This window comes from Pseudomonas sp. D1-1 (genome assembly GCF_051132225.1).
Taxonomy (GTDB): Bacteria; Pseudomonadota; Gammaproteobacteria; order Pseudomonadales; family Pseudomonadaceae; genus Aquipseudomonas.
Window position 1 is genome coordinate 2687744 of sequence record NZ_CP071676.1, and the last position, 19881, is coordinate 2707624.

General features: G+C 61.9%; 20 protein-coding genes. 9 read left to right on the top strand and 11 right to left on the bottom strand.

The genetic code is table 11. The features are described from left to right. Window positions 1-65 precede the first annotated feature (65 nt). Together J3P86_RS12160 and J3P86_RS12165 are read left to right on the top strand one after the other, a co-directional pair. Complete coding sequence (locus J3P86_RS12160) at window positions 66-851, top strand: DeoR/GlpR family DNA-binding transcription regulator (RefSeq protein ID WP_434568671.1); 786 nt, start codon at window positions 66-68, stop codon at window positions 849-851. Window positions 852-941: 90 nt separating this feature from the next. Beyond that, window positions 942-1868, top strand: a complete 927-nt coding sequence (locus J3P86_RS12165; protein WP_434697904.1) for a Gfo/Idh/MocA family protein — start codon at window positions 942-944, stop codon at window positions 1866-1868. A 45-nt stretch (window positions 1869-1913) separates the two neighbouring features. On the opposite strand, the gene J3P86_RS12170 is transcribed toward J3P86_RS12165, so the two are convergent. Then, window positions 1914-2516: an XRE family transcriptional regulator gene (locus J3P86_RS12170; protein ID WP_434604657.1), complete on the bottom strand. Its 603-nt coding sequence runs from the start codon at window positions 2514-2516 to the stop codon at window positions 1914-1916. 157 nt (window positions 2517-2673) lie between these two features. On the opposite strand from J3P86_RS12170, the gene J3P86_RS12175 reads away from it, so the two are divergent. After that, window positions 2674-3366 carry a B3/B4 domain-containing protein gene (locus J3P86_RS12175; RefSeq protein ID WP_434700422.1) on the top strand — a complete coding sequence of 231 codons (693 nt, stop codon included), beginning with the start codon at window positions 2674-2676 and terminating at the stop codon, window positions 3364-3366. A 161-nt stretch (window positions 3367-3527) separates the two neighbouring features. On the opposite strand, the gene yghU is transcribed toward J3P86_RS12175, so the two are convergent. Beyond that, window positions 3528-4367, bottom strand: a complete 840-nt coding sequence (yghU, locus tag J3P86_RS12180) for a glutathione-dependent disulfide-bond oxidoreductase (RefSeq protein ID WP_434624034.1) — start codon at window positions 4365-4367, stop codon at window positions 3528-3530. Between the two features lie 321 nt (window positions 4368-4688). Between yghU and J3P86_RS12185 the strand changes: the two genes are divergently transcribed. Continuing rightward, window positions 4689-6743, top strand: coding sequence for a 2Fe-2S iron-sulfur cluster-binding protein (locus tag J3P86_RS12185; protein ID WP_434700424.1), 2055 nt, complete (start codon window positions 4689-4691; stop codon window positions 6741-6743). Window positions 6744-6934: 191 nt separating this feature from the next. On the opposite strand, the gene J3P86_RS12190 is transcribed toward J3P86_RS12185, so the two are convergent. Then, window positions 6935-7204 (bottom strand): YceK/YidQ family lipoprotein, encoded by a 270-nt coding sequence (locus J3P86_RS12190; protein ID WP_434568665.1) that lies wholly within the window; start codon window positions 7202-7204, stop codon window positions 6935-6937. A 69-nt stretch (window positions 7205-7273) separates the two neighbouring features. Beyond that, complete coding sequence (locus J3P86_RS12195; RefSeq protein ID WP_434700426.1) at window positions 7274-8236, bottom strand: DMT family transporter; 963 nt, start codon at window positions 8234-8236, stop codon at window positions 7274-7276. Window positions 8237-8310: 74 nt separating this feature from the next. Here J3P86_RS12195 and J3P86_RS12200 point away from each other — a divergent pair, with 74 nt between their 5' ends. Further along, window positions 8311-9165, top strand: a complete 855-nt coding sequence (locus J3P86_RS12200) for a LysR substrate-binding domain-containing protein (RefSeq protein ID WP_434624026.1) — start codon at window positions 8311-8313, stop codon at window positions 9163-9165. Window positions 9166-9175: 10 nt separating this feature from the next. Here J3P86_RS12200 and J3P86_RS12205 read toward each other — a convergent pair whose 3' ends face one another. After that, a complete protein-coding gene (locus J3P86_RS12205; RefSeq protein ID WP_434624024.1) occupies window positions 9176-9631 on the bottom strand; it encodes a PACE efflux transporter in 456 nt (151 codons plus the stop codon). Window positions 9632-9736: 105 nt separating this feature from the next. Here J3P86_RS12205 and J3P86_RS12210 point away from each other — a divergent pair, with 105 nt between their 5' ends. Then, window positions 9737-10621 (top strand): LysR substrate-binding domain-containing protein, encoded by an 885-nt coding sequence (locus J3P86_RS12210; protein ID WP_434624022.1) that lies wholly within the window; start codon window positions 9737-9739, stop codon window positions 10619-10621. Window positions 10622-10681: 60 nt separating this feature from the next. On the opposite strand, the gene J3P86_RS12215 is transcribed toward J3P86_RS12210, so the two are convergent. Both J3P86_RS12215 and J3P86_RS12220 read right to left on the bottom strand, forming a co-directional pair. Continuing rightward, window positions 10682-10807 (bottom strand): hypothetical protein, encoded by a 126-nt coding sequence (locus J3P86_RS12215; protein ID WP_434624020.1) that lies wholly within the window; start codon window positions 10805-10807, stop codon window positions 10682-10684. 360 nt (window positions 10808-11167) lie between these two features. Then, on the bottom strand, window positions 11168-12349 hold the full coding sequence (locus tag J3P86_RS12220) for an MFS transporter (protein ID WP_434700427.1): 1182 nt from the start codon (window positions 12347-12349) through the stop codon (window positions 11168-11170). Window positions 12350-12490: 141 nt separating this feature from the next. Here J3P86_RS12220 and J3P86_RS12225 point away from each other — a divergent pair, with 141 nt between their 5' ends. After that, window positions 12491-12949 carry a winged helix-turn-helix transcriptional regulator gene (locus tag J3P86_RS12225; protein ID WP_434700429.1) on the top strand — a complete coding sequence of 153 codons (459 nt, stop codon included), beginning with the start codon at window positions 12491-12493 and terminating at the stop codon, window positions 12947-12949. A 12-nt stretch (window positions 12950-12961) separates the two neighbouring features. On the opposite strand, the gene J3P86_RS12230 is transcribed toward J3P86_RS12225, so the two are convergent. Further along, window positions 12962-13696, bottom strand: coding sequence for a substrate-binding periplasmic protein (locus J3P86_RS12230; protein ID WP_434658183.1), 735 nt, complete (start codon window positions 13694-13696; stop codon window positions 12962-12964). 247 nt (window positions 13697-13943) lie between these two features. On the opposite strand from J3P86_RS12230, the gene J3P86_RS12235 reads away from it, so the two are divergent. Beyond that, the gene (locus tag J3P86_RS12235) at window positions 13944-14639 is read left to right on the top strand and encodes a tRNA (adenine(22)-N(1))-methyltransferase (RefSeq protein WP_434624014.1); all 696 of its coding nucleotides are present in this window, start codon (window positions 13944-13946) and stop codon (window positions 14637-14639) included. 77 nt (window positions 14640-14716) lie between these two features. On the opposite strand, the gene J3P86_RS12240 is transcribed toward J3P86_RS12235, so the two are convergent. Beyond that, window positions 14717-15373, bottom strand: a complete 657-nt coding sequence (locus J3P86_RS12240) for a glutathione S-transferase (protein WP_434700636.1) — start codon at window positions 15371-15373, stop codon at window positions 14717-14719. A 188-nt stretch (window positions 15374-15561) separates the two neighbouring features. Here J3P86_RS12240 and J3P86_RS12245 point away from each other — a divergent pair, with 188 nt between their 5' ends. Beyond that, window positions 15562-16125, top strand: coding sequence for a TetR/AcrR family transcriptional regulator (locus J3P86_RS12245; protein ID WP_434651902.1), 564 nt, complete (start codon window positions 15562-15564; stop codon window positions 16123-16125). A gap of 1 nt (window position 16126) precedes the next feature. On the opposite strand, the gene J3P86_RS12250 is transcribed toward J3P86_RS12245, so the two are convergent. Further along, window positions 16127-18415 carry an Orn/Lys/Arg decarboxylase N-terminal domain-containing protein gene (locus tag J3P86_RS12250; protein ID WP_434700431.1) on the bottom strand — a complete coding sequence of 763 codons (2289 nt, stop codon included), beginning with the start codon at window positions 18413-18415 and terminating at the stop codon, window positions 16127-16129. Next, on the bottom strand, window positions 18412-19821 hold the full coding sequence (gene potE, locus J3P86_RS12255) for a putrescine-ornithine antiporter (protein WP_434700433.1): 1410 nt from the start codon (window positions 19819-19821) through the stop codon (window positions 18412-18414). Before potE ends, J3P86_RS12250 begins: the two co-directional genes overlap by 4 nt. Between the last annotated feature and the right edge of the window lie 60 nt (window positions 19822-19881).

The window sequence follows — 19881 nt, forward strand, 5'->3', positions numbered from 1 at the left end:
AGGGAGACGCGGCATATTGTGCTCGGTTATGTATATTCATGCTCGTTTATGCAGGTTCAGCTGTCATGAGTGCTACCCACGAAGTGTTTCCCGGCGAACGCCAACGTTTGATCAGCGAGCGGCTTGCCCTGTATGGCCGGGTCATCGCGGCTGATCTGGCGATTGAATTCAACGTCTCTGAACATTCGATACGCCGAGACCTGGGCACATTGGCGGCGGCGGGCTTGTGCAAGCGCGTCTATGGCGGCGCGATTCGCTTGCCGGCCGCCGAAGCGCCGATCGATGTGCGGATCCACCAGGATCCAGCGCGCAAGGATAATCTTGGCCAGGCGGCAGCCGCGCTGCTTAGCGCAGGCCAGCATGTATTCCTGGATGCCGGCTCGACCAACCTGGCCATTGCCCGTGCCATCGACCCGGGGCTGCAATTGACGCTCAGCACCAACTCCCCGCTGATCGCGGTGGAACTGATGAAGCTGCCCCGCGCCGAGGTCATCCTGCTCGGCGGTCGCATGAACCGCGTCGCGGGCGGGGCCATCGGTCTGGCCGCCGTCCAGCAATTGCGCCAGTTCAATTTCGACTTGTGCTTTGTCGGGGCCTGCGCCATCGACCCGGACAATGGCGTCACCGCGTTTGGCCTGGACGACGCCGAGTTCAAGCGCGCGGTGGTCGCGGCCAGCGGTCAGGTGGTGGTGGCGGTGACCAACCAGAAGCTGTCCAGCGTCGCTCATTATCAAGTGGCCTCTTGTGAAGAGGTGACCACGCTGGTAGTGGAGCAGGATGCGCCGCAAGAGCGACTCGGCCCCTTTTTCGAGCGAATCTCCAAGGTCGTGAGGGCGGTCGAGCAGCAATAACGCAAGGCAAGGGGATTCGACCCATTGTCCGCCAGACGATTTACGTCTAGTTTGCTGGCCCATCATAAGTACAAAAGTCAGGAGTCATCGATGCAACCGATTCGTCTCGGCCTGGTGGGCTACGGCAAGATCGCCCAGGATCAACACGTTCCCGCCATCCAGGCCAACCCCGCGTTCGAACTGGTAGCGGTCGCCACGCAAGGCAAGCCCTGCGCCGGTGTGGAGAATTTCCAGTCCCTGGGCGAGTTGCTGGAAAACGGCCCGCACGTCGATGCAATTGCCTTTTGCACGCCGCCACAAGGGCGATTCGGTCTGGTCCGGCAGGCGCTGGTGGCCGGCAAGCATGTGCTGGTGGAGAAACCGCCCTGTGCCACCCTGGGCGAAGCGATGGCGCTGGTGGAGCAGGCGAGCGAGCAAGGCGTCAGTGGCCTGTTCGCCTGGCATTCGCGTTACGCTCCGGGCATCGAGCTTGCCCGGGACTGGCTCGCCAGCCGCACGCTGCAAAGCGTCCGGATCGACTGGAAGGAAGACGTGCGCAAATGGCACCCTGGCCAGGCGTGGATCTGGCAACCGGGCGGCCTCGGGGTCTTTGATCCGGGCATCAATGCCCTGTCGATCGTCACCCATCTGCTGCCGCTGTCGCTGTTCGTCGAGTCGGCCGAGCTGCGCGTTCCAGACAATTGCCAGTCACCAATTGCCGCGAGCATCAGGATGTCGGATGCCCGCCATCTCGATATCCGCGCCGAATTCGATTTCGACCACGGTCATGATGAGCTCTGGAGCATCGAGATTCGCTGCGCCGAAGGCGTGTTGCGACTGGACAACGGTGGTGCGTTGTTAAGCATCGACGGCGTGCGCCAGTCGGTGTCGGAGGAGGGCGAGTACGCGGCGGTGTACCGGCACTTCCAGCAGTTGATCGGTAACAAGGCCAGTGACCTGGACCTGCAACCGCTGCGCCTGGTTGCGGACAGCTTTTTCGTCGGCAGCCGGACCTTGGTCGAGCCGTTCTACGACTGAATGGCGAGCGGGCCCATCCTCATGGGGGATGGGCCCGCGGCCTGCCTATTGATGTATTTCGGCAACCGACATGGTGAAGATCAGCTTCGACTTGCCGGCGTTGGAATACGTGTGCGCCACATCGGTTTTCGCGACCGCCGAGCTACCGGCGGGGACGACCAGTTCCGTTTCTCCCACCACACATTTCAGTGTGCCTTTTTCTACATGGAACAGCTCAAGCGTGCCTTGAGGGTGTCCGGCCGAGGCGAAGGTTTCGCCGGGAAACATTTCCCAGCGCCACAGCTCGATCATGTTCGGGCCTGGCGTACCGGCCAGCAGGCGCGCGCTGCCTCCCAACTCTCCGGTCCAGAGTGTAGGAATATCCTGGCTGTCGATGACATGGGCCGAAGGTGCTTCCGCCACGTTGACGATATCGGCTACCGAAAGGCCCAGCGCCGCGGCGATCTTGCACAGGATGCCGATGCTCGGGTTGGCCGTGCATTTCTCGATTTCCACTACCATCCCTTTGCTCACGCCCGAGCGCCGGGACAGTTCGTCAAGCGTGATTTTCTGAGCCTTGCGTGCCTGCTTGAGCGTGCGCGCAACGGCCAGGCTCACCGCGTGGGCGTCCGCGCCAGGGACGGTCGATAGAGGGCTGTTCAGGGGCATCACCAAGGTCGCGATAAATGAGCCAGGGATTCTCGGCGTTTGCCGGGGACGGCGTCAATCGGCCATCGCAGTTTTATGACTAAAAAGTCGATATATTGACTTTGGCGGCCGGCGGTGACTAGCATGAAAACCGATTTTGAATTGCTGGAGAATGCTGATGCTGTCGGTACAGCCGTTGATCGACCAAGCCGTTGCCGAGCTGGCGCCGGGGTTCAGGGCCCTGAGCATCGTCGTGCAGGCTGCGCCGCTCACCGATCCCTACGTCGCCCGCGCGGCGCTGGAGCGAGCCTGTCAATCGGTGCTGGCGGGCGGGCCGGCCTGGGCGGAGGCCCATTTGCAGCAGTGGGCCCAAACGTTCCGACTGTTCGGTGCCAAGCCGCAACGCACGCCTTGTTCAGCCGAAGCGTTGCGCAAGCGGGTATTGCGCGACGGCGGCTTGCCGAGCCTTGATCCGGTCGTTGACCTCTACAACGCCATCAGTCTCGAATATGCGATCCCGGTGGGCGGGGAAAATATCGAGGCGTACGTGGGCTCGCCGCGACTGGTGATTGCCGAGGGTGGCGAACCGTTCGATACGATGAAAGAGGGCGCGCCTGCCCATGAATACCCCGACGCCGGCGAAGTGGTCTGGCGTGACGACCAGGGCGTGACGTGCCGTCGCTGGAACTGGCGCCAGGGCGTCAGGACCCGCCTGGACGCGGATGCCAGGCAGATGTGGTTCATCCTCGAAAGCCTGCCGGCGATGCCGCTCGAAGCGCTGACCGAAGCGGGCGACAGGCTGATAGAAGGCTTGCAGTCGATGATGCCCGGCGTGCAGATCGAGAGCGTGCTGATCGGGCCCGGAAGCTAACGCGCTGGCGGAAGCTCCTGTGGCGAGGGAGCTTGCTCCCGCTGGTCTGCGCAGCAGACCCAACCCAGCCAACGCAGTCATTCAGGCATATCGCATTGACCGGCTGACGACTGCTGCGCAGCCGAGCGGGAGCAAGCTCCCTCGCCACGAGGGGGTGTCAGTCAGTCCAGGTCTTGCGCGCTATGCCGCTCCGGCACCTGGCTCGTTTCGTCGCCCCAGGTCCGGTTGACGCGCTGTCCGCGCACCACGGCTGGACGCTTGGCGATTTCCTCCGCCCAACGCTGCACGTGGGTGTATTCGTGGGCTGCCAGGAACTCGGCCGCCGAGTACACGTTGTTCCGCACCAGTTGGCCATACCAGGGCCAGACCGCGATGTCGGCAATGGTGTACTGGTCGCCGGCCAGGTAACGGTTTTCAGCCAGGCGACGATCCAGCACATCCAGTTGGCGCTTGGCTTCCATGGTGAAGCGATTGATCGGGTATTCCAGTTTCTCCGGCGCGTAGGCGTAGAAATGTCCGAAGCCGCCACCCAGGTAAGGCGCCGAGCCCATCTGCCAGAACAGCCAGTTCAAGGTTTCGGTGCGCCCGGCCGGATCGGTCGGCAGCAGCGCAGCGAATTTTTCCGCCAGGTACAGCAGGATCGAACCGGACTCGAACACCCGGATCGCAGGTTCGACGCTGCGGTCCAGCAGGGCCGGGATCTTGGAATTCGGATTGACCTCGACGAAACCGCTGGAGAACTGGTCGCCTTCGCCGATGCGAATCAGCCAGGCGTCGTATTCCGCGCCGGTGTGCCCGAGCGCCAGTAGTTCCTCAAGCAGGATGGTCACTTTCACGCCATTGGGCGTTGCCAGCGAATAGAGCTGCAACGGGTGCTCGCCGATCGGCAGGGTTTTTTCATGGGTCGGCCCGGCGACAGGGCGGTTGATGCTGGCGAAGTGGCCGCCCGAGGGGGCTTCGTGCTTCCAGACTTTGGGCGGGACGTAAGACGCTTGGCTCATGGGACGTACCTTATCGTTTGAATGCGCTGATCCTGAAGCGAAGCCATAGCACATTTGCGCTATGGCTCAGGTCGGGGACATGGACTCTAATCTATGGGCGCTCTGTCAGGCAGACAAGGGCCGTCGAAAATAATGCCGAGGGTCAACGGTCATTTCATTTGATGAAACAATGGATTTCAATCCGTGCGTATTCCTGCGCCGGCGCATTGGGCAGAAGATGACTCCACCCGCCCACACACCCAGTCAAAAGGGGGTGACGGACGAACCCTGACCGTAGCGCACTGGCCCAGGCAGCAATGCCGCAGGCGCAAGGAGTAACCGATGAACGAAGCCTCGAAAGTAGCCCCTTCGCCCTGGCATGAAGGCGAGTTGGCCTTGCAGCGCACTGTCGGGGCAGTAGAAATGATGGCGGGTGTCGGCCAGCGGCAACTGGCGCGTAGCTGGATGCCGGATCAGCACCGCGAGTTCTACGCTCAGTTGCCTTTCGTGGTGCTGGGCGCGGTGGATCGCCAGGGTGATGTCTGGGCGACCCTGCGCACCGGGCAGCCCGGCTTCATGAATTCACCGGACCCGGAAACGCTGCACATCCATTTCGACCCGGAGCCCGAAGACCCGGCCGAGCAAGGTATGGGCGAGGGCGATGCCATCGGCATGCTCGGCATCGAGTTGCATACCCGTCGCCGCAACCGCATGAACGGCGTCGTGCGCCGCCGGCTTGAGCGCGGGCTGGAGATCTCGGTGAGCCAGGCCTATGGCAACTGCCCACGCTACATCAACCTGCGCCAGTACCGTTTCGTCGATGAGCAGCCCGCCGAATCGCGCCAACTGGTGGCGGCCGACCCGTTGGTCCGGCAGTTGGTCACCGCGGCCGATTCGTTCTACATCGCCACCTACGTGGTACGCGACGGCGAGCGGCAAGTCGATGCGTCCCATCGCGGCGGCAAGTCAGGTTTTGTGCGCATGGACGAGGACGGCACGCTGACCATTCCGGATTTTTCCGGAAACCTGTTCTTCAATACGCTGGGCAATATCCTGCTGAACCCGCGTGCGGGCCTGGTCTTCGTTGATTTCCAAACGGGCGATTTGTTGCAGATGAGCGGATCGGCGCAAGTGTTGCTGGACGATCCGCAGATCGCCGCGTTCCAGGGCGCCGAGCGGCTGTTGCGTTTTACTCCGCAGCGCATTGTCCATCGTCCGGCGGCGCTGCCGTTGCGCTGGAAGGACCAGGACGAGGGTGACTCGCCCAATTCATTGATGACCGGCAGCTGGGAGCAGACCGCCGAGCGCTTGCAGGCCGAGGCCCTGCGCAGCCAATGGCGGGCGCTGCAGGTCACCCGGGTGGTGGACGAAAGTCACGACATTCGGTCCTTCCACCTGCAAACCAACGACGGCGTCGGTTTACCCCGGTTCGAAGCCGGGCAGCATCTACCCGTACGGATAACGCTGGAAGGACAGCAAGTGCCGTCGATCCGGACCTATAGCGTATCCAGCGCACCGTCGGACGATTTTCTGCGCATCAGTGTCAAGCGTGACGGCGCGGTATCTTCGCACCTGCATGAGCAGATCCAGGCGTCCCACCAGATTGACGCCCGGGCGCCTCAGGGTCATTTCACGGTGAATCCGACTGAGCGCCGGCCTTTGGTACTGTTGGCGGCGGGCGTCGGTATCACACCGCTGTTGTCAATGCTGCGCGAAGTGGTCTACCAGGGGAAACGCATCAGCCGGATGCGCCCGGTCTGGCTGGTGCAAAGCGCTCGCCACGTGGCCGACCTGGCCTTTCGCGAGGAGATCGATGAACTGGTAGCCCGTGCCGGTGACAAGTTGCGAGTGCTGCGCATGGTCAGCCAGCCGCCCACCGACGGGACGGCCGGGCAAGGCTACGACGTGGCCGGCAGAATCGAAGTGACGTTGCTCAAGCAACTGTTACCCCTCGATGATTACGATTACTACCTGTGCGGGCCGGGCAGCTTTACCCAGGCGCTGTACGACGGCTTGCGCAAGCTGCGCATTCCCGATGATCGCATTCACGCCGAAACCTTCGGTCCGTCCACGCTGGTGCGTGACATCGAAGTCAGCGTACCGGCGGCCGAGCAAGTGCCGGCGGCCACCGAAGCGGTAAAGGTGCTGTTCGCCGGTTCGGCCAAGGAGGCCCGCTGGGAACCGGAAAGCGGGACGCTGCTGGAATTGGCCGAGGCGCGGGGTCTGAATCCGGAGTTCAGTTGCCGCGGTGGATCCTGCGGCACCTGCAAGACCCGAATTACCCAGGGTCAGGTGCATTACCTGACCCATCCGGCCGAGCCCGTGGCCCCCGGCGAGGTGCTGATCTGCTGCGCCGTACCGGCCCAGGGCAGCGAGCCTTTGGTGCTGGAGGCCTAGCGTGCAGCGCTGGCGCTTGTTCCTTCGCCAGCACATTCAATATCCTCACTGCCTGACACGCCGCCTTCGCGAGCAGGCTCGCTCCCACATGGGTCCTACGGCGCATACACATCCAGCGCCTGGCCCATTCCAGTGTGGGAGCGAGCCTGCTCGCGAAAGGGCCTGTGTGTTCAACACCCAGGACAGTGAATTTATTCCTCAGCCGGTCTCATATGAAAAATGGTGTAGGGCAGGATCAGCGTATCGGCGACGAAGCTGAGGGGTAGATCGATGACTGCGAACGGCGCCAGTGCGCGCGCGATGGTCGCGTTATCTTCGGTCGTCGCCTTGAGCACCTGGAGGTCGACGGACACGCCGCAATAAGGATGAATACCGCAAAGCTGCCCGGTGCCAAAGGTTTCGTTGGCCGTCGCGCACCCTGTCAGCAGTGCGATGGTTAAAGCAATTCCCACGATGCGCATGGCGGTCCCTCGTAATTGGTGCGCGACTGTAGCACTGTGATCGGGCTCAAATTGACTTATCCGCCTGACTCAGTGCGCTCGCGATGACTCCTGTCGATTTTCAGTCCGCCGCGTCTGCCGGGCTTCTTCGCGCACCACCAGCCAGATCCCGATGGCGGACACCGCCATCCCCAGTGCCATCTGCCATGAAAGCGGTTCGTCGAACATCGTCCAGGCCCACAGCATCGTGATCGGTGGGCTCAGGTACAGGACGCTGGCGACGCGGGTGGTGGACGCCCGGCGCAGACACAGCCAATAGAGCCCGTAACCGCCGATTGTCGACAAACCTGCCGTCCACAAAACACTCAGCGCGAACCCGGTACTCGGTATCGGCGCCAGGCTGCCTTGCGTGCCCTCGATCACGGCGAATGCCAGGCCAGAGACGCAACATTGCAGCCAGAGGTTAGGCAGCAGGCCGAGCGATTGCGAGGCAGGCAGCCGCTTTTGCCAGAGGGTCGCGATAGCCAGCGAAAACATTCCCAGCAATGGCAGCCCGTACGCCCACAGTGGCGCGTGGCCCCAAGCCAGTGCGCCGTGGGTGCCAAGCGCAACGCCGATCAGGCCGACGATCAATCCGGTCCAGACTCGCGGCGCCAAGCGCTGGCCCAGTGCACCGGCGGCCAGCAACGCCAGGCCGATCGGCAACAGATCGGCGAACAACGCCGCCAGCCCGGCCGGCACGCCCAAGGCGATGCCCTGGGTGATGCCAGCCAGGTACCCAGCCATCGCGAGCAGGCCGATGCCGGCGTTTTTCAACAAAGTGACCCGCGAGGCTCGCCGCAACTGCCCGGCGACAAAAGGAAACAGCACCAGTGTGACTACCAGGCAGCGCCAGAACACCACCAGCAGTGGCGGCGCGTAATCAATGGAGAATCGCGCACCGACAAACCCGGAACTCCAGGCCAGGAGCAGGGCGGCCTCCAGCAAAGGCAAGGGGATCAGCCAATAAACGCTGGACGGCAAAGGGCAAGTGATCGATTTGGGCTGGTTCATGGTCACAGGCTACGAAAGCAGCCTAATCTAATAAATCAAAATATCTTGCAGCAGTCGTTCAGGAAAGATGAATCATGCCCGCCATATTGGATATCGAGCTGATACGGACCTTTCACGCCGTCGCGCGCATCGGCAAATTCAGCGCCGCAGCCGAGCAGCTGCACAAAAGCCCGGCGGCGGTGAGCGTGCACATCCAGCGATTGGAAGCGGTCGCCGGAGGTCGGCTGCTGAACCGCGACAATCAGGCGGTATCCCTGACCGCGCTGGGCAAACGCTTGCTGCTTTCCACCACCGAGTTGCTCACCACCCACGATCGGGTGCTGGCCGACCTGCACGGCACGCGGCTGGCGGGTCGCATCACGTTAGGCGTGCCGGACGAGTACGCCGACCACGTCATCCGCGACATCCTGCCGACATTCACGGCAGCCTGGCCTAACGTGATCCTCGAACTCAGGACGGCCCCCAGTTATGCCCTGCGTGAGCAGGTGCAGCGCGGGAAACTGCAAGCGGCCGTGCTCGCTCAGCCGATGGATCAGCCAAGGGAGGAAACCGAGGTGTTGACTACCACGACGCCGGTCTGGGTCGGCGCGGTTCACGCGACGGCCAGCCCGGCGCAGCCGCTCGCGTTGGCTGTGCATGCAGCGCAGTGCCCTTATCGGCAAGCCATGATGCAGGCGCTCAGGGAGAGCGGTTACCGGCTGCGCGTAGTTCTGGAAAGCCCGTCCAACCAGGCCGTCAAGGCCTGTGTCGAAGCCGGCCTGGCGATCAGCCTGATCGACCGTGCCCGCGTGACCGAGCACATGCGGATTCTCGATGGCCTGCCGGTGATCCCCGACCATGCAGTGGTGTTCATGCGCTCCCAGGCATCACGCGGCAATGAAGCGGTAGACCTGCTTGGCCAGGCCATGCAGCAGCGTTTTCGACTGTAGGCGGTCTGGTTCAGGTGGCGTTGGCCTTGCAGGTCGAGGCCTGGTCGGGCTGCGCCGAGAGCGGAACATCAAACACCCGGTCGAATCCCCACTGAAAAACCAGGGCGTAGAAAAAGAAAAACACGAAGAGCCCCAGGTTTGTCGCCAATGCCTGCCACAGGCTGATATCCAGCCATGCGGCAATCACTGGCGTGAGGATCAGCGTCAGGCCGCCTTCGAATCCCAGCGAATGCCCCAGACGCCGCCGCCAGTTGCGCTGGCGATTGTCCTGGCGCCGCTCCCAGGCTTCGAACAAACCATTGAACAGCATGTTCCAGGCCAGCGCGACGAAAGAAATCAGCAACGACAGCAGGGTCGAATAACCCATGCCTTGCTGGTAGATCAACGCCAGTGCGGGGGCCACGAACAGCACGCCGCCGGCTTCGTAGAGGATGGCTTGAAGAATTTTTCGAGGTGCGCCTTGCATCGGTGGTCTCCTGGAAACGGGGCAGGACCACAGCCTGGCGAGTTGAGCGACGGCGCACAATTGAGCTAAATTGAGCCTCGCTCAACCTGAGTAATGCTTCCCGCCATGTTTGCCAGACAGCCCCTGACCGCCTTGCGCGGCTTTGAGTCCGCCGCACGGCTGGGCAGTTTCAAGGCGGCGGCCCAAGAGCTGAGTATCAGCGCCGCGGCGATCTCCCATCAGATCAAGAGCCTCGAAGCGTTTCTGGGTGTGCGGTTGTTCGAACGCTCCAGCCAAAGCGTACGCCTGAGCCCCGATGGCGAGCGGCTTTATCCGCATATCCACCGGGCCTTGGCGGAGATTCAGCATGGCTTGCAGACATTGGCGCCGCCTTGTGTCGCGCAATCACTGGTGGTGAGCACGACGCCGGCCTTCGCCAGCCTGTGGCTGATCCCGCGGCTCGGTGATTTTTATCGAGCGCACCCGGACATCAGCGTCCGACTGCACAGCAGCAATGACCTCGTCGACCTGCAGCGTGACGCCAGCATCGACCTGGCGATTCGCGCTGTGTTCACCTCGGATCCGCAACTGTTCGAGCAGCCATTGCTGGATGAATATTTTGCCGTCTACTGCCACCCCGGCTGGCAGCCGCCCGCAACGGGGACTCCCGTCGAGTTGATCGACGTGCCGTGGCTGAGCAGTTCCGATGTCGCGGTCGATTGGCCGGCCTGGTGCGCCCGGGCCGGCACTTCGGTCTGGCTGGATAATGCCCGCGTGCGAGGCTATGACGAAGAGCAACACGCGCTGCAGGCGGCAATCGTCGGACACGGTCTGGTGCTCGCCAGCCAGGTCCTGGTTGCAGAGGCTGTGGCCCGTGGACAGTTAGTGCCTTATCGGCCGGAGGTTCGCCTGGCGGGTGCGCGCTATACCCTGGTGTGCGTACCGGGACGGGAGCGGCAGCCAGCGGTACGGGCGTTCAGCGAATGGTTGCTGGGGCAGGGCGCCTGCTGAAACGAGGCGTCAAACGGCTGGGCCAGGGAAAACCCGATTGGCGTGGGAACAGGTTCGAGGTCAAGGCTGTCCCTGGACTTTGGTCGAGACGAGACTCTCGTAACTTTCCGGATGCGGCGCCTCGGTGAAAATCACGTTGGAACGCTCGCTGCGGCACTTGAACTTCACGCCCTTGCGCGGCGTCATCTCCCGGGTCGTCTCCAGGCAGATCTGCCTTGAAGCGTAGGTCGGCCCCGGTCTGCGTTCTTCAACGCAGCCCTCGAAGCCACTGCAAATCGTCATAACGACAAAATATACGGTCATCATCCTTGTATTGCTCCGCTGGGCGATGCGATTGACTACCTCTGCGCCTGCCCCTGTTCAGTTGAACAGGCAGGGCGGATGAGGCGGATGATGAGCGCTTCATCGAACCTTCAGCAATGGCACGTCAGTGCCATTTGTCGGAATATTGTCGCTTTTTCGAATGTTTTTAAAACTGCCGTTTCTGTCGCCAATATATTGGCGAAAGCACCGTTATCGATAGTTTTTGCCAGGGGTTTGAAAAGGCTAACTCCGCGCCGAGAAAAACCATGCAACCAGCGCCGCGAGGCTGATCGAGGCGCCCAGTAAACTCACCGCCTGCCAGCCCCAAAGCGCATACACCTGAGTGGCAGCTGCCGCCCCCAACGCGCTGCCGACCGAGTAGCAACACATGTAGGCACCAACCATGCGGCTCTGGGCGTCGGGCCGCGCGGCGAAAAGAAAACTCTGGTTGGTCACATGCACCGCCTGCACGGCGAAATCGAGCAGGATCACCCCCACGACCAGCGCGATCAACGACGACTCGGCAAAGGCGATGGGTACCCAGGAAAGCGCCAGCAGCCCCAGGGAAAGGCCGGTCACCCGTCGCCCCCAGCCTCGGTCAGCCCAACGGCCAGCCCTCCTGGCGGCGAGCGCCCCGGCAACGCCGGCCAGGCCGAACAGGCCGATAGCGCTGTGTGAAAGCGACAGCGGCGCGGCACTGAGGGGCAATACCATGGCGGTCCATAGCACGGAAAAAGCCGCGAAGATCAGCAGGGCGAACAGGCCTCTGCTGCGCAGGACCGGTTCAGTCAGGAACAGTTCGAACAGCGACCGAATGAGCGCTGGGTAGGTATGCTGGTTACGTAGCGGTTTGGCGGGTGGAGCTATTTTCCATAACACTGCCGCGATCGTCAGCATCAGTCCTGACGAAACGAAATAAACCGCACGCCAGCCCGCCAGGTCGGCGATCAGCCCTGAAGTGAACCGAGCCATGAGAATGCCCAGCACAATCGCGCTGGTCAGGGCTCCCACGGCCTGCCCGCGTTGGGCCGGTGGAGACAGCAGCGCGGCGTAGGCGACCAGTACCTGCACGACCACCGCCATCAAGCCCGTCAGGCTCATGGCTGCCAACAGGACCAGCCAGTGCCGGGAGGCACCGACGGCCGCCAGCGCCAGCACCGATAACGTCACGAGCGTGAGGATCAGCCGCCTGCTGTCGACCTTGTCGCCCAACGGCACGATGAACAGCAACCCCAGCGCGTATCCAGCCTGAGTGGCCGTCACCACGATGCCGATCGATCCGGACGTCACGCCGAGGCTTTGTGCGATGGAGGCGAGTAACGGCTGGGCAAAATAGACATTGGCAACGGCCAGTGCGCAAGTCACCGAAAACAATAACGTCAGCGTTTTGGACAAGCCTCGTTCCAGGGGGGTAAATGCGCTCATGTTCCTCTCCGTGGGTTATTCTGGTTTCAATTAAAAACCTGTTTGAGATTTATGCGGGATTGGGTTTTAAATTGCAACCACATGGGCGAGACTGACCGACGAGTAAACGGCGTACCGCAGCCCCGTCCGAAGGTAAACAAGATGGTTGAGAACGATGTGTCGCATAACCGCGAATGCCCCGTGGCACGCACGCTGGAAGTCATCGGTGATCGCTGGTCGCTGATGATCATCCGCGACGCCTTCGATGGGCTCCGCCGCTTCAGCGAGTTTCAGAAGAACCTGGGGGTGGCCAAGAACATCCTGGCGTCGCGACTCAAGGCCCTGGTCGAGGTCGGCGTGTTCGAGGTGCGACCCGCCTCGGATGGGAGCGCCTACAAGGAGTACGTCCTGACGGAAAAAGGCCAGGCGACTTTTGCGCTGGTGGTCAGCTTGAGGCAGTGGGGCGAAAGGTTCCTGTTCACCCCGCAGGAAACAAGGTCGCTGTTGGTAGACAACGAGTCGGGGCAGCCGCTGATGCCGATGGAGGTTCGCTCATCGGGCGGCCGGAAACTCGAACCGTGGGATTGTCACCGGGTCAGGCGGGTTGCCGGCGCGTCGTGAAGCCGATGTGCTTCAGCGTCCGGCAGGTTGCTCGTAGCGTTGCTGGATGCGCGCCAGTTCACCGGACCGGCGCAGTTGCTCAAGCGCGCTGGCCCACTTGGCAATCACCTGCTCGTCGCTGTCGACGCTGAAGGCGATGTACAGCGAGGAGCGGTAGAGTTCGATGGGAATCCTGCGCAGTGTTCCGGCGGGTATTTTCAACTGGCGGCTGTAATACGCCACTCCCGCATCGGTATCGCCGACGATGATATTCGTCCGCCCGGCCAGCAACATGCGGTAGAGCAGCTTGCTCTCGGTGGCGCTCTTGTCCAGGTTGTTGAAGCCCAGCGATTTCAGCATCTGGGGCACCAGGCCGGCATGGCGGGTGGTGATTTGCGGGGCGCGCAGCAGTTGTTCCAGCGAAGTGATCGGCGGCGCGTCAGCCAATTGATAGGCGTGGATGGATTCTTCGACGATCGGCCCGACCCACTTGTACAACGGCTCGCGCTCCGGCGTGCGGAACAGCGAGTACATGATGGTCTTGGGCCGGGTCCGCAATATTTGCGTGGCCCGCATGCTGGGCTGCAGCACGACTTCGAAGTCGTCCCCGGTCTGGGCCATGATGGCTCGGACGATTTCCGTGGTCATACCGGTGAGCTGACTGTTTTCGACGTAGTTGTAGGGTGCCCATTCCTCGGTCACGACCTGATATGGCTCAGCCGCGGCCCCTGAACCGAGCAATAGACAGAGCAGCGCTGCGGCAGGCATCGAATGCTTCACATGTTCTCCTGATAGGCGGTTCGCCGTTCCTGAGCGAACCCAAGACAAGCATAGACCCAAACACGTGGCTGACGACGGCTGCGGCTCCGTTATGAGAACGATCCCTCAGTTGCGTGCCGGGCCGGGCCGGCTGCGCGAGGGTTCACAAGCCTGACTGCCTCCGTCGCTGGTACAGTGTCGCGCCTGACCATGGCTACAGACGCCGGGGCTGCCCGGCGAGAATAGGATTGGAAGTTTGAACGAACAGACATTATCCATGCGCCTGGAGCGCGTGGCAGCGCATGTGCCGGCGGGTGCCCGGCTTGCCGATATCGGCTCCGATCACGGCTACCTGCCGGTGGCATTGCTACGTCGTGGTGTGATCAGCGCAGCGGTGGCCGGGGAGGTGGCGTTGACGCCGTTCCGCTCGGCCGAACGCACGGTGCGCGAAAGCGGTCTTGAACAAACGATTGCCGTGCGCCTGGCCAGCGGCCTGGGGGCGATCGAACCCGGCGACGGTATAACGGCGATCAGCCTGTGCGGCATGGGGGGCGAGACGATTCGCGACATTCTCGAGGCCGGCAAGTCCCGCCTGAGCGGTCGGGAACGGCTGATCCTGCAGCCCAACGGCGGCGAGCAGCCATTGCGCCAATGGTTGATGGCCCACGACTACCGCATCCTTCATGAGGAAATGCTGCGGGAGAACCGCTTCTATTACGAAATCATCGTCGCCGAGCGCGATGGGCCGGTGACGTACAGCGCCGAGGAACTGTACTTCGGCCCGCTGCAGATGCAGGCTCGCAGCCCGGTATTCCTGGACAAGTGGCAGCGCATGCTGCGCTTCAAACAAAAAAACCTGGCTAACCTCACCCGGGCGCAGCAGGGCGTGGCGCAGGAAAAGGTGCAGGAGATCGCGCGGCAGATTCGCTGGATCAGCGAATTGTTGGCGTGAGCCGCTCGAGCTGTTCCGCGACTGGCTGACAAGGCGCATCCGCCGCCGTTACGTCGAATGGCGGATGCGCTTTTACTTCAACGTTGCGCTGCACCGCGCTCGACCATCGCTCGCCACTGCTGGACGCTGGGTCTTGCCTGCATCTTCGAATGCCATGCCAGCAACGCCTGGCATTCCTCGGGCACTGGCAACTTGACCAGCGAGGCGAAGATCATGCCGCCCAGTACCGCGATGTCTGCCATCGAAAAACGCTCGCCTGCAACAAACGGGCGTTGGCCCAGCAGGTCATTGAAATAACGCATGCCCCTGACCGCCTTGTCGCGCATGCGCATGCCCCACTCAGCGTTCTGGTACAACTCGACTTCCGGCCCTAGCCCCGGCGTCGCGTGGTGGAAGTACACGCTGACCGCATCGAGGAATTCTATTTCGGCGCGCTTGGTCATCATCTGGATCAGGCCTTTCTCCAGAGGCGTTTCACCGGTCAGGGCAGGGAGGCCAACCAAGGCGTCCAGGTACTGCGTGATTGCCGTGCATTCGGCAATGAGCGTGCCGTCTTCCAGCTCCAATACCGGCAGCGTTCCCGAATAATTGATCGCGAGGAACTCCGGCTTCTTGTGTTCGCCCGTCCATAGATTGACCGAGACGAATTTGGTTTTCGAGAGTAGACCTTTCTCTGCCAGGGCGATGCGTACTCGCGCCGGATAGGGGCCGTCAAACCAGTCATGGATTTTCATCATTGGGAGTTCGGAAACGTCGTGGTGGGAGTGGGGAAGAGTCATGATCAAGTTACCTGCCTGTCAATTGGTAGGTAAAAGATTGGGCGACAATTCTCGGGCTGTCAACCCCTACCTGTCACTTGGCAGGTAAAATAACTGCGGGTACAATCACCCCGTTTTCAGCCATTCGGAATGAGGAACGGGACGTGAGCGAAAACGCTCGGGAAGCCATCCTGGCAGCCGCTAAAAGCGCTGCGCAGACCCATGGCTACAGCGGAATCAACTTTCGAAGCATTGCCGAAGCGGTGGGGATCAAGAACGCGAGTATCTACTACCACTTCCCCAGCAAGGCCGACCTGGGCGCGGCGGTAGCTGAACGCTACTGGCAGGACGCGGCCGCCGTTCTGAAGACGATCCGTGAGGAGAACCCCGATCCCCATGGTTGCTTGCGGCTGTACCCCTCGATCTTTCGCAAGTCACTGGAAGACGGCAACAGACTCTGCCTGTCCAGCTTCATGGCGGCCGAACACGAAGACTTGCCTGAGCCGGTGAAGCGCGAGGTCAAGGCCTTCGCCGACGCCAACGTGGCGTGGCTGGCCGAGGTGCTGGCAGCCGCCGGCACGGGCAGCGTGGAAAAGTGTGAACGCCGCGCCCTGGCCATTTACACCGCTGTCGCCGGTGCCCAGTTGATCGCCCGGACGCGGCTCGACATCAACCTGTTCGACGAACTGATCCTCAGCTACCAGGAAGCCGGACTGATCCCGGCTTGAGCTACTGTTTCAGCACCAGCAATCGATAAGTGCCCGCTTCGCTTTCAATTCCATGGGTGTCATGGGTGAACCCGGGGAACGATCGGTCAAAGCTTTCCAGCGCCTTGAGGTAGGTCAGCACCGGTCCCTCCGACGGCCCTGCATTCTCTCCCGGCATCAGCAAGGGAATTCCTGGTGGATACGGCACGATACCCGTCGCGGCGATGCGTCCGGCCGCTTCTTCGAGGGTGACTTGCTCGATCTCGTTCTTGACCAGTTTCTCGTACGCCTCCACCGGGCTGAAGTGCGTCTCAGGCAGTGTGCCGAACGCCTGGGCCATGGCGGCAGTGGTCCTGGTTTGTTTCATGGCGGCGAAAATTTCCTCGGCGAGGTCCTTGAGCCCCATGCCGGAATAACGTTGCTGGTTGGCGCTCAACAGGTCGGGAAGGCAGAGTTCCAGCTCCAGGTTGGCGTCGTAGTCGCGCTTGAAATCGAGCAACGCGTTGACCAGCGTGCCCCACTTGCCCTTGGTGATGCCGATGGAAAACAGGAACAGGATGGTGAAATCAGTGGTTTTTTCCACCACGATGCCTTGCGTGCCCAGGTAGGCACTGAGCACACAGGCCGGAATACCGAAGTCCAGCAGGTTGCCGTCGTCGCCCATCCCGGGGCTTAGGATCGAGACCTTGATCGGGTCGAGCATGCAGTAGCCGTCTTCAATGTCACCGAAGCCGTGCCAGACCTCATTGGGGTGCAGGACCCAGCAGCCTGGATCGATTTTGAGCCTGGCCGGGTCGGCTTCGTGGAACGCAATCGATGCCCCGTCGACCTGCACCGACGGCGGCTGCCAGCAGGAAAAGAACCAGTCGTCATGGCTGCGCATCTCGTTCTGCATATGCGAGATGACCTGACGGAAAGCGATGGCTTCCTCGATCGCCTCGCTGGTGAGGATCTGCCCGCTGGGCGCCTCCATCATCGCCGAGCTGACGTCGCAGGAGGCCATGATTGCGTAATTCGGCGAAGTCGAGGCGTGCATCATGTACGACTCGTTGAAGCGCCCATGGGGGATCGGATTGCGGCCGTTGCGCACATGGATCATCGAGGCCTGGGACAGCGCCGCCAACAGCTTATGCGTGGACTGGGTGGCGAACACGGTCGGTTTCGACGGGTCGTGATCGTCCGGGCTGCCATGCATCGCAAAGCGATCCTTGTACAGCGGATTAAAACGCGCGTAGCCATACCAGGCTTCGTCGAAATGCAGGCGGTCGACGCTTTGCCCCAACAACTCTTCGACGCGAGTGACGTTGTAGGTCAGGCCGTCATAGGTGGAGTTGGTGATGATCGCATGCACCGGCGTCGGGTCGATGTGACTCTTGACCAGCGGGTTGCTCGCGATGGCGGCCTTCACCCCCTCGGCGCTGAGGGTCCGCGGCAGGATCGGGCCGATGATGCCGAAGCGGTTGCGGGTCGGCACCAGGTAGGTCGGAATGGCCCCGGAGAGGGTCATCGCATGCTCGGCGGATTTGTGGCAGTTTCGGTCGCACAATGCGATCTGGTCACGGGTCACACTGGCCATCAGGATGACGCGGTTGGACATCGATGAGCCGTTGGTGACGTAATAGGTGCGGTGCGCGCCGAACACTTTGGCGGCATAACGCTCGCCCTGTCCGATGGGGCCGCTGTGGTCGAGCAGGGAACCCAGCTCGCCGACGGAAATCGACAGGTCCGAACGCAGCAGGTTCTCCCCGAAAAATTCATAGAATGCCCGGCCTGCGGTGCTTTTCAAGAACGCCGTGCCGCCCGCATGACCCGGTGTGTGCCAGGAATATTCGTAGCTGCGGGCAAACTTCAGCAGCGCGCCGAACATCGGCGGCAGCACCGCCTGGCGATAGCGCTCGATAGCCGCCAGTATCCGCCCGCTGAGGAAACGGCTGGTGTCTTCAGGCAACCAGATGAAGTCATCGGCATGTTGCATGACGATCAACGGCACGTTGGACGCCGTGCTGCGATCGCTGATCAGGAACACCGGCACGCGGGTGTTGCGCTCGCGTAGCGCGGTGAGCAGGTCGATGCATTCGCGGTGGTCGTCGCTGGTGTCGATTTCCCAGCTGAGCAACACACATTGAATAGCCGGGTCGGAACTCAGGATCGACTTGGCATCACTCAGGGTTTCGGAGGTCAGCACGCTGACGGCGCGGTCCTCCACGTCGCTGATCAGTTGGATCAGCGCGCGGCCGAATACGCTGCGTTTGTCGGGCGCATTGGAGACCAGCAAGGCCAGCATCCCCAACAGATTTCGATGTTCCGTCATGGCAAGGGCTCCAGATTAGCTGCCTTCAGGTGGTTGACGGGAATGGGCTCGCCAACGATGTGCTGCGCCGCGACGGTCTGGGTCGGTACGCTGTTGTTCATGGCCTCCAGGCGGATCAGGCGGGTGTTGACGAAACCGAACAGCGTATAGCCGAAGATCACCGCGACGCCGCCGAGCATCAAGGCTTGTTCGCCCGAGCTGTAGAGGGCCAGGTAGCTGTAGGCCGCGGCGATGCCCGCGACGATATTGGTGACCAGGGCTTTGTTCGCCGGGACATTCGAAACCTTTTGCAGGGTCACCAGTGTCGCCATGGAGAGAATGTAGGGCACCAGGTTGGTCACCACAGCGAGATTCACCAGCGTATCGAACTGCTTGGCCAGGTCCGGGCTGATGGTCAGCAGCGCCATGGTTGTCTGCATCGCCAGCAGGATCAGCATGCTGATGATCGGCACGCCATGCTTGTTGGCCTTGGCGAAGATCGGCAGGAAATAGCCGGTATCCGCCGAACTCTTGAAGACCTGTGCCACGGTGAATTGCCAGCCAAGCAACGAGCCGATGCAGGCCAGCACCATCAGGCCCATGACGATGTCACCCACCAGCGGCGTGAACATCTTGGCGAACACCAGGCCGAACGGCGCGGTGGAGGAGACCAGCTCGGCGTTATCGACGATACCGGCGATGACGTTGGTGGAAACGATGTAGATCACCGCGGCGCCGAGGGTCCCGCCGAGGACCGCGATCGGCACGTTCTTCTCGGGATTTTCCACCGCGTCACCGTTGGCGCAGGCCGATTCGAGCCCGAGGAATGCCCAGAGCGTGATCGCCACCGAAGCGCCTGCCGCTTCGTACCAGGTCTTGTCGTGAGGGTTCCAGCCGGCGGCATAAACGCTGCTGTCGAACCAGAACCAACCGACGGTGGAAACCAGCACCACCGGGGCAATGACTCCCCACACCGTCACGGCGCCGATCTTGCCGGTGATGCCTGCGCCGCCGAAATTGGCGAAGGTGGTCAGCCACAACAAAGCGATGGTCGCCAGGCCGACTTGCAGCGAATCCAGCTTGATATCGAACAACGTCTGGATATAACCGACCGCGGTAATGCTGATCGCCACGTTGGCAATCAACAGCGAAAGGCCGTAGGTGTAGTTGGTGATGTAGTTGCCGGATTTGCCGAAGGTATATTCGGCGTAACCGCCCATGCCGCCGGTCTTGCGGCTGAGCATGCCGCAGCGGGCGAACGCGTAGGCCAATGCCAGCGAGCCCGTGGCGGTGATCAGCCAGGACAGGATGGAGATGCCGCCGACTTCGGCGAGTTTGGTCGGCAGCAATATGATGCCGGACCCCAGCATGTTGACGGCGGTCAGCATGGTCAGCTGGCTCACACTCATCTTCTTGGCGACTGACATTCCCTTGCCTCACATGCATGAAGTGAAGGGCTTAAGCTATAGCAGAGGATTTGCAGTAAG

Bases quoted from the DNA above. Each gene is read 5' to 3' on its own strand.
- J3P86_RS12160 (WP_434568671.1), top strand. From the start codon at position 66: ATGAGTGCTACCCACGAAGTGTTTCCCGGCGAACGCCAACGTTTGATC.
- J3P86_RS12165 (WP_434697904.1), top strand. From the start codon at position 942: ATGCAACCGATTCGTCTCGGCCTGGTGGGCTACGGCAAGATCGCCCAG.
- J3P86_RS12170 (WP_434604657.1), bottom strand. From the start codon at position 2,516: ATGCCCCTGAACAGCCCTCTATCGACCGTCCCTGGCGCGGACGCCCAC.
- J3P86_RS12175 (WP_434700422.1), top strand. From the start codon at position 2,674: ATGCTGTCGGTACAGCCGTTGATCGACCAAGCCGTTGCCGAGCTGGCG.
- yghU (WP_434624034.1), bottom strand. From the start codon at position 4,367: ATGAGCCAAGCGTCTTACGTCCCGCCCAAAGTCTGGAAGCACGAAGCC.
- J3P86_RS12185 (WP_434700424.1), top strand. From the start codon at position 4,689: ATGAACGAAGCCTCGAAAGTAGCCCCTTCGCCCTGGCATGAAGGCGAG.
- J3P86_RS12190 (WP_434568665.1), bottom strand. From the start codon at position 7,204: ATGCGCATCGTGGGAATTGCTTTAACCATCGCACTGCTGACAGGGTGC.
- J3P86_RS12195 (WP_434700426.1), bottom strand. From the start codon at position 8,236: ATGAACCAGCCCAAATCGATCACTTGCCCTTTGCCGTCCAGCGTTTAT.
- J3P86_RS12200 (WP_434624026.1), top strand. From the start codon at position 8,311: ATGCCCGCCATATTGGATATCGAGCTGATACGGACCTTTCACGCCGTC.
- J3P86_RS12205 (WP_434624024.1), bottom strand. From the start codon at position 9,631: ATGCAAGGCGCACCTCGAAAAATTCTTCAAGCCATCCTCTACGAAGCC.
- J3P86_RS12210 (WP_434624022.1), top strand. From the start codon at position 9,737: ATGTTTGCCAGACAGCCCCTGACCGCCTTGCGCGGCTTTGAGTCCGCC.
- J3P86_RS12215 (WP_434624020.1), bottom strand. From the start codon at position 10,807: ATGACGCCGCGCAAGGGCGTGAAGTTCAAGTGCCGCAGCGAGCGTTCC.
- J3P86_RS12220 (WP_434700427.1), bottom strand. From the start codon at position 12,349: ATGAGCGCATTTACCCCCCTGGAACGAGGCTTGTCCAAAACGCTGACG.
- J3P86_RS12225 (WP_434700429.1), top strand. From the start codon at position 12,491: ATGGTTGAGAACGATGTGTCGCATAACCGCGAATGCCCCGTGGCACGC.
- J3P86_RS12230 (WP_434658183.1), bottom strand. From the start codon at position 13,696: ATGCCTGCCGCAGCGCTGCTCTGTCTATTGCTCGGTTCAGGGGCCGCG.
- J3P86_RS12240 (WP_434700636.1), bottom strand. From the start codon at position 15,373: ATGAAAATCCATGACTGGTTTGACGGCCCCTATCCGGCGCGAGTACGC.
- J3P86_RS12250 (WP_434700431.1), bottom strand. From the start codon at position 18,415: ATGACGGAACATCGAAATCTGTTGGGGATGCTGGCCTTGCTGGTCTCC.
- potE (WP_434700433.1), bottom strand. From the start codon at position 19,821: ATGTCAGTCGCCAAGAAGATGAGTGTGAGCCAGCTGACCATGCTGACC.